Source organism: Solibacillus silvestris (assembly GCF_051967575.1).
Classification (GTDB): domain Bacteria; phylum Bacillota; class Bacilli; order Bacillales_A; family Planococcaceae; genus Solibacillus; species Solibacillus silvestris_B.
On sequence record NZ_JBQCJW010000001.1, the window covers coordinates 1 to 11,375 of the forward strand.

General features: G+C 41.2%; 11 protein-coding genes. 1 reads left to right on the plus strand and 10 read right to left on the minus strand.

Going from position 1 to position 11,375, the window contains the following annotated elements; all coding sequences use genetic code 11:
• Positions 1-241 precede the first annotated feature (241 nt).
• Entirely contained in the window at positions 242-1,183 is a 942-nt protein-coding gene (locus tag ACTHOQ_RS00005; protein ID WP_440493575.1) for an MBL fold metallo-hydrolase, read from the minus strand.
• Positions 1,184-1,606: 423 nt separating this feature from the next.
• On the opposite strand from ACTHOQ_RS00005, the gene proC reads away from it, so the two are divergent.
• Complete coding sequence (proC, locus tag ACTHOQ_RS00010; RefSeq protein ID WP_440493576.1) at positions 1,607-2,413, plus strand: pyrroline-5-carboxylate reductase; 807 nt, start codon at positions 1,607-1,609, stop codon at positions 2,411-2,413.
• Between the two features lie 691 nt (positions 2,414-3,104).
• Here the strand turns inward: proC and ACTHOQ_RS00015 are convergent.
• The 9 genes from ACTHOQ_RS00015 to ACTHOQ_RS00055 all read right to left on the minus strand — a co-directional run bounded on the left by ACTHOQ_RS00015 (position 3,105) and on the right by ACTHOQ_RS00055 (position 11,372).
• A complete protein-coding gene (locus ACTHOQ_RS00015) occupies positions 3,105-3,335 on the minus strand; it encodes an acyl-phosphate glycerol 3-phosphate acyltransferase (RefSeq protein ID WP_440493578.1) in 231 nt (76 codons plus the stop codon).
• Positions 3,336-3,459: 124 nt separating this feature from the next.
• Entirely contained in the window at positions 3,460-4,401 is a 942-nt protein-coding gene (rnz, locus tag ACTHOQ_RS00020; RefSeq protein WP_440493579.1) for a ribonuclease Z, read from the minus strand.
• Between the two features lie 283 nt (positions 4,402-4,684).
• Positions 4,685-5,287, minus strand: a complete 603-nt coding sequence (locus ACTHOQ_RS00025; protein WP_440493581.1) for an alpha/beta hydrolase — start codon at positions 5,285-5,287, stop codon at positions 4,685-4,687.
• A 33-nt stretch (positions 5,288-5,320) separates the two neighbouring features.
• A complete protein-coding gene (locus ACTHOQ_RS00030) occupies positions 5,321-6,304 on the minus strand; it encodes a ring-cleaving dioxygenase (RefSeq protein WP_440493582.1) in 984 nt (327 codons plus the stop codon).
• A gap of 75 nt (positions 6,305-6,379) precedes the next feature.
• Positions 6,380-6,814: a MarR family winged helix-turn-helix transcriptional regulator gene (locus ACTHOQ_RS00035; RefSeq protein ID WP_440493584.1), complete on the minus strand. Its 435-nt coding sequence runs from the start codon at positions 6,812-6,814 to the stop codon at positions 6,380-6,382.
• Between the two features lie 140 nt (positions 6,815-6,954).
• Positions 6,955-7,788: a TRM11 family SAM-dependent methyltransferase gene (locus ACTHOQ_RS00040; RefSeq protein WP_440493585.1), complete on the minus strand. Its 834-nt coding sequence runs from the start codon at positions 7,786-7,788 to the stop codon at positions 6,955-6,957.
• A 105-nt stretch (positions 7,789-7,893) separates the two neighbouring features.
• Positions 7,894-8,343 (minus strand): protoporphyrinogen oxidase, encoded by a 450-nt coding sequence (locus tag ACTHOQ_RS00045; RefSeq protein ID WP_440493586.1) that lies wholly within the window; start codon positions 8,341-8,343, stop codon positions 7,894-7,896.
• A gap of 150 nt (positions 8,344-8,493) precedes the next feature.
• On the minus strand, positions 8,494-9,957 hold the full coding sequence (locus ACTHOQ_RS00050; RefSeq protein ID WP_440493587.1) for an MFS transporter: 1,464 nt from the start codon (positions 9,955-9,957) through the stop codon (positions 8,494-8,496).
• Between the two features lie 182 nt (positions 9,958-10,139).
• Entirely contained in the window at positions 10,140-11,372 is a 1,233-nt protein-coding gene (locus ACTHOQ_RS00055) for a DNA polymerase IV (RefSeq protein WP_440493588.1), read from the minus strand.
• Positions 11,373-11,375: the final 3 nt, after the last annotated feature.

Genomic DNA, 11,375 nt, shown 5'->3' on the forward strand with positions numbered 1-11,375 from the left:
ATTCGTCTCGACCTCCGTGTATTTTACTTAATCATATCACGTTAGCTCGGTACGACATCTATCCTAACAGAGGGGGTTACAGGATTATAAACCATGCCCATTAGAACCAATAATCGTATTATTTCTAACTACTCACTTATCCGTAACTTTTACAACATTTCCACGACATGAACTTCCACACTGGATAAGAATCATTTTAGCTTACAATGGTTTCTCCCACTCTTATACAAAACAAACCAAACTAACTCTTCCTGTAATAATGAATCCCATCCCGTTCCTCAATCACAACCATTCCCTGATCTACTAAATAATCAAACTGCCCTAACGTCTCACTCAGTGTCAGCCCTAACTGCTGCTGGTAAATCCGTTCAAACAATTGAGTTGTCATTTCAAAGTTCGTCTGCGGCGTATCGAGCAGATCGTATACTTTTAATGCGCGCTGTCTTTGTTTTTCCAACCGTTCATCGATGAGTGATTCAATCTGTGTCAGTTCCCCGCCATGCCCTGTATACAGCTTCGATATCCCTAAATTTTTCAGGCGTTTCAGCGATTCATTGTATTGCAGTAAAGACTTAGAACGTTCCATCGATAAATCAATCGGCGGCTCAATTAATGGATTGGATGATGTGCGCTCAAGCAAGAGATCCCCGCCGATACCTTCCCTTGTATCCTCTTCGACAAAAATTAAATGGCTCTGCGCATGTCCGGGTGTTTCGTATACTTTCAAACCAGGGTGGCCCGGCACTTCATCACCCTCTTTTAAATAACCCGTAAGAGGGATTGTGCCGAATAATTCGATTTCCCCTTTTACATGTAAAATCCGGTTCACATATTTATCCGGTACGCCCTGTTCGATTAAAAGCTTTTTAAAAAATTGCTCATGATATTGCAGAAAAGACGGCTCTTTTTTCATCCAGTAATCGACATATTGATGGCCTAAAATTTCCGCGCCTGGAAATGCATCGATCCATCCAGCATGGTCTGGGTGATGATGTGTCAGGACAATTTGTTCCACGTCTTTCAAGTCATAGCCTGCACCGCGCAAACCCCATTTGATTGCTTCATATGCTTCCTCCGTTTTCGGCCCTGCATCGAATAATGTCAGTGCATCTCCTTTTACTAGAAAAGCATTTACATCACCTACTGCATATGGTGTTGGTATAACAATTTTATGTACTTCCATATTTTAATCCCCTTTGATTCGCTCGTTATGAATGACTATTCATTTATTTTAACTCTTTTTTCCTCATTCGTCACGTTAAAGGTTGACAGTTTTTCAATACAGCACTATAATTTTGGATAATTCAAAATTTACAGGCAATGAAAAAGCCAAGTACATTATTTTAAGGTTGCAGAGAGTGCCGTCTTTGCTGAAATCGGCATAGCCCGCTGAAATGATCGAACCTCCTTTTGAGCCGTTATGACAACATAACCGTACCCTTTGCGATAAAAAGGCTGAAGCTGCACACATCATTGTGTGAATAAAGGTGGTACCGCGGAAATCAATGCATTTTCGTCCTTACTGATTTGTAGGGATGGAAATGCTTTTTTATGTTCTTTAACGAAAGTTTAAAGGTATCGGATTTAAAAATCGGAGGGATATATTATGCAAAAAATTATATTTATCGGCGCGGGGTCGATGGCAGAAGCACTCATTCATGGATGGATCAATAAAAATGTTGTCAACCCGCACGCCCTGTTCATATCCAATCGGTCCAATAAAGAACGCTTACAGGAACTTGCCGAAAGCTACAATGTCAACCTATTGGAAGATAATACACATTTCAAAAATGCCGATCTCGTCATTTTAGCGGTGAAGCCAAAAGATGCCCGTGCTGCAATGGAAGTCATCGCGCCCTTTTTAGGTGCTGAAACTGCAATTTTATCGGTATTGGCAGGTGTAAGCATTGAAACGATCGAACAGTATCTTGGAAACCGGCCAATTGCTCGCGTAATGCCGAACACTTCCGCAACAATCGGGATGTCTGCATCGGGAATTGCATTTAATCAGCACGTGACAGACATCCAGCATGCGCTCTATATTCAAATGCTGGAAGCGATCGGCATTGTCATTGAAGTCGAGGAGGAAAAGCTTCATGCAGTCACTGCACTCTCCGGAAGCGGCCCTGCCTATTTGTATTATTTAGTTGAAGCATTTGAACGTGCCGGGGCTGAATTCGGTTTATCAAAGGAAATTGTCCGTGAACTGATGGTACAGACAATTGCCGGTTCTGCGGAAATGCTAAAATCCGGAAATGTGGAGCCTGCAATATTGCGCAGAAAAGTGACAAGTCCAGGCGGAACGACAGAGGCCGGGATTAAGGCACTTGAATCGATGTCGTTTAACGAGGCCATTGTAAACTGTGTCCGAAGTGCAGAAAACCGCTCAAGAGAACTGGCGCGCGGGGAATAGTTTTATAGGATAATAAGGGTAAAACAGTAAATGATCGTGAAATGGAAGACACAATTTGTATGAATTTGTGTCTTTCTTTTTTTGCTGCATCCAAATTTCAGTTAAAAAAAGAAGGAGAAAGATTTGTTAATATTTTTAATTTTTTATTTACTAGTTTGGCCGATGACTGTCTTATTGCATGAAATAGGGCATGGACTCGGAGTCGTCATTTCTTCAAAGTCTCACGCACATATTAATTTGGGTCATACAACTGAGAAGAACAGAGAAAATTTTAGATTTGGAAGACTTCATTTTCATATCGTTTGGTCATATACAGGTTATTGCTACTGGGAAAAAGAATTAAATAAACAACAACGTGTCTGTAGTTTAGTAGGTGGTCCGGCACTGTCATTGTTAATTTCCGTAGTATGTTTCTTATTCGCAAACAATATATCTATCGGGGATTTGCATTCACTCTTATGGGCGACAGCAGTTTTGAATTTTTTTCAATTTTTATTTACGATTATACCGGTTACCTATCCTCGTTGGATGGCGGGATATAGCAGCCATCCGTCTGACGGTTTACAGCTGCTGCGATTGATAAGGGAATAGAATTCATAAGAAAACACTCAGTTCAAAAAATAACTGAGTGTTTTTGCATGCGCTTCATATTGCAGATGATTTATTATCATAAAATAAATCTGTTAAATTTTTACAAAGTACCATTCTTAATCCGCTTCGCAATACTGAATGTCGTATAAAGCGAAATGGGCCCCAATACCGCGGCAATGATCAGCCACATCATTAAGCTGTCTGTCGCCTTCAGCATTTCCAGGTTTGTTCGTATGTACACAACGACTCCAAATAATAAAATATAGCTCATTACATTTGGAAAAATAACTAGCAATCGTAATACTTTCGGTGAAATTGTCGGTTGCTGCATCATTCATCCCCCTTTTCTCCATTATAGCGAATTACTTCTGCAAATGACTAGAATTTTCTCAAATAAGCAAAAAGGTGTATAGTAAATACTTTATCCTTTTACTATATACCTCATTTACATATGCTTATTCAATTTCAATCAATTCATTTTTCCGCCACTCATACTGGCTGAAATCATTTGTTAAATAGCTGTTTTCGAAAATTGTTTTTGCTTCGTCCAAAAACAGGATCAAGTCATGCTTAAGGAAACGTGCACTAATATGATTCAGCAACAGAGTTTTCGCCTGTGCCTGTTTCGCTATTTGCGCCGCTTCTGTATTTGTCGCATGCCCATACTTGCCCGCAAGCTCGATTGTCGAATGGTCAAATGTTGCTTCATGGATGACCACATCTGCATGCTCTGCTAACCGGATACTGTTTTCGCAGTACTTTGTATCTCCCAAGATTGCAACAGTGAACCCTTGCTGCGGCGGTGACGTCACATCACTGCTTTCCACAATCGTTCCATCCTCCAACTGTACGGAATGGCCTGCTTTTAAACGACCTAATAACGGACCTTTTGGCACCCCGTAAGCTAGAGCCTTGTCGATCAGCAGTTCACCTTGCATCGGCTTTTGTTCAATCCGGTAGCCGAAACATGGGACGACATGCTGAAGCGGCAAAGCACGAACCGTAAATTTTCCGTCTTCAAATACTTTGCCCTCTGTTACTTCCACAAATTCAATCGGATACGTTAAATGGGTTTTCGATAAGTGCAATGTTTGTTCAATCCATTGCTTCAATCCGGCTGGTCCGTAAATTGTCAGCACATCCTCCCCGCCCAAAAAGGATCGGGAGCTCAAAAAGCCGGGCAGCCCGAATATGTGGTCGCCGTGTAAATGCGTAATAAAAATTTTATCGATTTTGCGCGGTTTTATCGCTGTATGCAAAATTTGGTGCTGTGTCGCTTCACCGCAGTCAAACAGCCAAATGGTTCCCCGCTCTTCCAAAAGCTTGAATGCAATCGAACTCGTATTGCGTTCTTTTGACGGCATTCCTGCACCTGTGCCCAAAAATTGTATTTGCATGTCATTTCCTCCTAACACGAGTTTAGTTTGCCTCATGTAGAAGCTTTTTACTATCGTTATATTTATTATAGATTGCAAATAAGTTTATGCAAAGGAAAAATGGAACCGCTTGTATTGACATGTAGATTAGGAGGCCAAAATAAAAGCCCATCCAGAAAGATAGCCGGAAAAACTCCGCTTATTATCGTCTTCTTAAAAAGCTCTCCATAATTTTATGAAAGCGTAAATGAAAAAAGGCACTTCCTGATCAAAATACAACAGAAAATGCCTTATTGTTTATTCTTTAAAAAGTTTTATCATACCAAGCCTTCGCTTTTTGAACTTCATTCATTGTAAGCTGATGCCCGTTTGTTTCCCATTCCAATGTCACGTTTGCGCCTGCATCCTGCAAATAACGCTCCAGATCTGTTGCCTCTTGCTGCGGGCAGATCGGGTCATTGACACCTGCCGCTATAAACACATATGTGCCTTCTTGTTTAGCAACAGTCGCTTCATGATTCGGCACCATCGGATGATGCAAAATCGCGCCCTTCAAGGCGTTTTCATATTCAAACAGCAGGTTCGCGGCAATATTTGCACCGTTCGAATAGCCGATTGCAATGATGTTTTTACGGTCAAACTGGTATTCTGCCGCTTTCTCGCCGATAAATTCATACAGCTCTTTCGTGCGGAATGCTAAATCGTCCATATCAAATACGCCTTCCGCTAAGCGACGGAAAAATCGCGGCATCCCATGCTCCAGAATATTGCCCCGTACGCTTAAAACAGATGCTTCCGGGTCAATGATTTCTGCGAGGGCAAGCAGACTGTTTTCATCCCCGCCTGTGCCATGCAGCAATAAAAATACCGGTTTATCTTCTTTGCCTTTAGTAAATATATAGTTCATCGGACATTCTCCATTCTCAATCATTTATTAAAACTATTCATATTCTTTTTCAATAGTTTTTGTTGAGCGCACTGTATCAATCGGACGCACGACACTTTCAATATAGTCGCGCTTGCTTTCCAAAAATGGCGGCAATGAAAGTTTTTCCCCGACAGTTTCATATGGCTCATCGCCCATAAAGCCTGGTCCATCTGTTGCCCATTCAAATAAAATGCCAGGTGCTACACGCGCATAGAGCGATTCAAAGAAGAAACGGTCCACATAGCCTGAAGTACCGAAGCCGAAGCTTTCCAGACGATTGATCCACTCATGCAATACGGCTGTATCCTCAACACGGAATGCCGCATGATGCACCGTCCCGAAACCTTGGCGCCCAGACTGTAATACCGTATTGTGCTCGACAATTACCGATGCCCCGTTTCCGCCATCGCCCACTTCAAATAAGTACAAGGAATCTTCCTGGGCCACTTCGCGCATTACCATCACCTTTTCCAATACTTCCTTGAAATAATCGAATCTTGACACACGGATATGAACAGGGCCTAAACCCGTGATCGCAAATTCCAATGGGATCGGACCGTTTTGCCATGGTGTGCCTGATGCAATCCCTTTGTTATTTTCATCGGAAACGAGCATATATTGCTGGTCATCAAAATCGACGAATGACAATGTTTGCTTGCCGAATAATGTTTTTATTCCTTCATGCTTTACTTGCAGGCGGTCAAAGCGTTTTACCCAATAATCGAGCGCCGCATCATTTGGCACACGGAAAGCAGTTTTGTAAATTTCATCTGTGCCATGTTTGCCTTTTTGAATGCCAGGGAAATCGAAGAATGTCATATCAGTCCCGGCTGAACCTTTATCATCCGCGAAAAACAGGTGGTATGTTTGGATATCGTCCTGGTTGACCGTTTTTTTCACAAGTCGCATTCCTAATACATATGTGAAAAACTCATAATTTTTTTCTGCACTGCTCGTAATTGCTGTAACGTGGTGAATACCTTTAATATGGTTCATATTTATTTCCTCCATTTTCTCGATTTCGAAATATTAATTCAGAAAAATCTTTTGCATCGTATAATTACTTAAAATTTATAATTTGCTTGCATGAAGTCCAATACGCTTTAAATATTCGGTAAGCAGTTGCAGTTCTTCAGCTGATAGTACATCAAAAATTGAGGCGATCTTTTTTTCATGCGATGGAAAAATCGATTCGATCATTTCTTTTCCCTGATCTGTTAACGATACAAATGTAACACGGCGATCAGATGGACAAGCTATACGTGAAACAAGTCCTTTTTTTTCGAGCTTATCGACTACATACGTAATGCTGCTGCTCGCGATCAATACTTTTTTGCCTATAATTTGGATTGGTTGATCTCCCTTGTGATATAGCATTTCCATCACGGCAAATTCGGTTAAATTTAAATCATTTTGTTGAATATCTTTTTTCGTTGCTTCATGTACGGCTGAAGTTGCCCTGTGCAAAACTGTAAATGCCTTTAATTGCTTTTCATATTCACTCATAAAGAAACCTCCCCTCTATTATTACGAATTCATTTATCTTTAATTCGAGATAAATATAACATGTAAATGATATGCTGTCAATAATTTGCGCATTAAAAAAACATTCCAATCCATTCTAATTTGGATTGAAATGTTTTTAGTTATTCGCATACTATTACTTGGCGTTCAAATTTGCCTTTTTTCAGTATGGCTCTTTCTTTAATTGTTAAATTGGCCTCATGTATCATATCATCCATCGTTTCGATCGTAACAATAACGATACGCTTCGCGATTCTTCGCGCATTTGCAATAATGCTTTGCTGCAAATCGCCCGTTGTATGTGTAAATAAATTATACGGCATATCGATAATGGCTACATCATAGCCTTCTTTTGCCTCTTCAATCGGTCCAATCTCTACATTCGGCTCATAGCCAAAGTGACGGAGATTAATGCGAGAGCCCCATACAACACGCTTATTAATATCGCGGCCTTCAATGGCAATCCCCATGCTCATTGCCTCCACTAAAACGGTTCCTATGCCACAGCAAGGATCGATAATTTTTAAGCCTTCCGGATATGGTGCCGCAATATTAACAATGGCCCGGGCATCCCGTGTGCTAAGTGCCGTCGAATACATTTCGGGTTTTTGCATATGCTTAAACCACACTGCCTCGCCATAGACAAGCTCGCCCAAATAAAAACGCTCTTCATGAAGGACCAGCCCAAGTATAATATCCGGCTTATGCAAATCCGGTTCCGCTTTTATAGCATAGCCAAGCTGCTTCATATAATCATTCCGGACAGTACGATTTAATTTTGGTTCAACCGCATCTTCACTATTATTCAGGCAATGTATTTTAAAAGTGCATTCTCCAAGCTGCAAATTCCCGGCCATTTCCACAAGCTGTCCGATCGAATTTGCCTCAAGCAGAATATTTAAACGCGCCCGCATAAATGGGCTGCGGCTCGGTGCAATTTTTTGCTTGCTGATCAAAAGATTTCCTTCCACATGAAAGTTGAAAAATGTGCGCATTTCCAATCTTGAAAGTTCATATTCATCTTTTTTCCACGCAAAGCAGTATAAATAATTCATCGTCGCTTATTTTTCAACTGTATTTAATAATCGCGCAACAAAATGATAAAGCAGTTCACACACTTCCTCGATGGAAGACTGCTCATGAAAACCTTCAATACAATCGACGGCAATATTCAGTTCCCATAGCCCTTCTTGACCCGAAAAGGACGCACTGCTGCTCCCTAATGCCGATTTTACATTTTCCTTTAAATAGCTGCGAATTGCTTCACTATGCTTCTTTTGCAGTTTCAAGCCGAATAATGCCGTATATAAATTGAATGCATCATCAAATTCAAGTGCAACAGCATCGATACGGATATCATTGAATTCGGCACATTCCGTATAGATAAACTCACCTTGATTGTCCTTCAAATAATGAATCGGAGTTGCTGCAAATTCGATATTTTCTGCAGTAATCGTATCTTCCGTCTCTTTACTGCATCGTTCCAATACTTCTAAATGTAATTTTACCATGTTTTTAAATTCCTTTCGATTCGATATTCGCTCGTAAAAATCACCTTGTCTAGTATACATGACTATTCAACAAAGCGCATCAGAAAGAAATTTGCATTGCAGAGGAAAACAGCATTAATATAGATTGATTAATGGCTGCGCCAAATTTATTTACGCTTTAGCCTTCACCAGCGAAGCATCGGACCTAAATAATGAAAAGCTTATAAAACCACAGAAGCTGAACAGCAATATCCCCGTGAATAAAAAGCCGGATGTGCCGACTAAATTAAGTGTTCCCAATACCGAAGATCCAGCCACAACGCCAAATGAGAAAAACGCATAAAAATAACCATATGCCTTTCCGCGGATTTTTTCCGTCGTTGCTTCGATTAATATAGCATTGATGGAAGGAAACAAGAACGCGAATCCTACCCCGTATAATGCAAGTATCGCATAAAGCCATGTCATTTCGGACGTTAGGCCAATTCCGATTTGCGCAATCCCAAGCAATAAAACACCGATCAGCAATGTAAACTGCGCATCGAAATAATCGAAAATTTTATTCGTCGGCAAAACAAAAATCAATACGGCAACAATGCCGAATACACTCAGCAGCGTGCCGGACATTCGGGCCCCATAGCCTAAATCCTGCACGTAAATCGGCAATAAATATGCGAGCACGCCTTGCGAAAACATGAGGAAAAACGCCCCGCAATATGCTTTTAAAATTCCGTTGTTCCATTGCAGCTTTTCGGAGGTTTCCTTCTTTTTCCGCTTTGGCAATGGGGATTTGCGCAAAAATAGCAGCAGCCCGATTAATAAAATAATGCCATATAGTGCGACAAGACTGAGCACATTCGGCACGGAAATTTTGCTCGCCAAAATTCCGCTTGAAGCAGGTCCGACGATAGCGGCAATGCCGACAAACGAGCCTGTAACAGCACTGCCGCTTCCTTGCTCTTTTGCCGTGCGCATATTCGCAAGCAGCGTAAAAGCAGCCGGTGTAATAAAACCGCTGCTAAATCCGTGAATGCAGCGAACAATTAAAAGAACGGCAGTATTATCGACAAGCTGATAGCATAATAGCGACATTGCAGAAGTGAAAAGCCCGAATACTAAAATTCGGAACGCGCCGATTTTATCTGTAAATACACCAGAAAAAATATTGCCGAACGTATTCATAAACGAATAGAGGCCGACAACAATGCCCGCGATAAAAACGCTCGCACCGACAGATAAAGCATATGTACTCATAACTGGAAGCTGTACGAATAAATCGAAAAACGAGAAGAAAATAATTGCATAGACTAGCCAATGTTTCGGAAATGGCTTTGTATGTAATAAAGGCTGCATTTTTTTCAATTTTATTTCGAGCACGAAATTGCTGAAAGGTATAAATGCGGCGAGGATTGCCAAAAACGACCAGCCGATATTCCATTGAATACGCAATTGAACGAGTATAATTGCCAAAAAATAAATCATAAATATACCGCCATGAATACTGCCGTTTACACTTACAAATTGAGGTAAATCAGCAAAGTATTTAAGCGGCATCGAAATAAATAATAATGTAATGAGCGAGATTCCATCAAGTAAGCCCATTATTCGTAAAAAACGTATCGGATGAATACCCATTTTGCCCTCCTGATGCTTGAAATCAACTCTATTATAGCATGGGCATTTCGCTCATACCTAACTGAATGAAAATTATTCTCACAATAAATGACGAAAATTAGACATTTGGCTGACATAGGAAGTTTAGCTGAAAACCGGAAAGGCTGTGCTTAAAGTCAAAAACTTTCAGCACAGCCTTGAATTCAATTCGTATGATCTTCCAAAAAATCTTTGCTGAAGCTCGTCTTGGATGCGTAGCTTTTCGATTTTACGCGAACACCGCGCTTTATCGCCCCTTTTCCGAATTTCTTTTCAATCGAATCGACCAGCTCTACAATGGGCTCATCTTTAATATGCTGTTCAAAATTGAAAAGATTGAGCTGCTGTGTCAATTCGGATTGATCAACGACATTTGAAACCGTGATGCCAATTAAACGGACAGGTGTTTCATCCCAGTGCTCGGTAAATAACTTCCACGCGATTTCAAAAATTTCATCGGCGTTTTGCACCGCATTGCGCAATGATTTGCTGCGTGACGAATTTTGCCAATCAAAATTGCGGATTTGGATCGTCACGGTCGTACCCGCCAAATACTTCACTTTTAGCCGCTCCGCAACACTTTTGCTAAGCTTTTCAAACGTTTCCTTTAAAATGTAGTATTCTGTTTCATCGCGTGGCAATGTCGTGGAGTTGCCAACGCTTTTCGTATCAAAAATGGCATTGGGGTCCACTTCCCGGTTGTCCATGCCATTTGCGCGCTTCATTAGCCGCACGCCGTTTTTCCCTAATTCTTTATATAGAACGCGTTCATTTGCATTCGCCAAATCCCCGATCGTGAAAATTTGAAGGGAATTTAATTTTTTCGCCGTCTTATCCCCGACACCATGCATTGCAATAACATCCTGCGGCCATAAAAGCTCCGGCAGCTGCCTTATTCTAAGAATCGTTATTCCCATCGGCTTTTTCATATTTGACGCAGTTTTGGCCAAAAACTTATTCGGCGCAATCCCGATTGAGCAAGGCAAATCAAGCTCATGTAAAATTCGCTGCTGGATTTCCTCCGCCAACTGTAATGGGTGCTGCGATTTGGCTCGCTCCGTTACATCCAAATAGCCTTCATCAATCGATACAGGCTCCACTAAATCGGTATAGCTGCGCAGTATTGAGAAAATCGCCGCGCTTGCCGCTCGATATTTCGCAAAGTCAGGCGGCAATAATAGCAGCTCCGGACATTTCCGCTTCGCTTCCCCAACATTCATCGTCGTGTAAATCCCCTTTGCACGCGCTTCATACGAGCTTGTAACGACAATGCCTCGGCGTTCTTTTACATTGCCTGCCACTGCGATCGGTTTTCCTTTTAAACTCGGATTATGCGCCTGTTCCACAGATGCATAAAAACTGTTCATATCTAAATGGAAAACAATTTTCGCAGCCATTTT

Excerpts from the sequence above, each read along its gene's own strand:
- rnz (WP_440493579.1), bottom strand. The coding sequence starts at position 4,401 with ATGCAAATACAATTTTTGGGCACAGGTGCAGGAATGCCGTCAAAAGAA.
- proC (WP_440493576.1), top strand. The coding sequence starts at position 1,607 with ATGCAAAAAATTATATTTATCGGCGCGGGGTCGATGGCAGAAGCACTC.
- ACTHOQ_RS00035 (WP_440493584.1), bottom strand. The coding sequence starts at position 6,814 with ATGAGTGAATATGAAAAGCAATTAAAGGCATTTACAGTTTTGCACAGG.
- ACTHOQ_RS00015 (WP_440493578.1), bottom strand. The coding sequence starts at position 3,335 with ATGCAGCAACCGACAATTTCACCGAAAGTATTACGATTGCTAGTTATT.
- ACTHOQ_RS00055 (WP_440493588.1), bottom strand. The coding sequence starts at position 11,372 with ATGGCTGCGAAAATTGTTTTCCATTTAGATATGAACAGTTTTTATGCA.
- ACTHOQ_RS00050 (WP_440493587.1), bottom strand. The coding sequence starts at position 9,957 with ATGGGTATTCATCCGATACGTTTTTTACGAATAATGGGCTTACTTGAT.
- ACTHOQ_RS00045 (WP_440493586.1), bottom strand. The coding sequence starts at position 8,343 with ATGGTAAAATTACATTTAGAAGTATTGGAACGATGCAGTAAAGAGACG.
- ACTHOQ_RS00030 (WP_440493582.1), bottom strand. The coding sequence starts at position 6,304 with ATGAACCATATTAAAGGTATTCACCACGTTACAGCAATTACGAGCAGT.
- ACTHOQ_RS00005 (WP_440493575.1), bottom strand. The coding sequence starts at position 1,183 with ATGGAAGTACATAAAATTGTTATACCAACACCATATGCAGTAGGTGAT.
- ACTHOQ_RS00025 (WP_440493581.1), bottom strand. The coding sequence starts at position 5,287 with ATGAACTATATATTTACTAAAGGCAAAGAAGATAAACCGGTATTTTTA.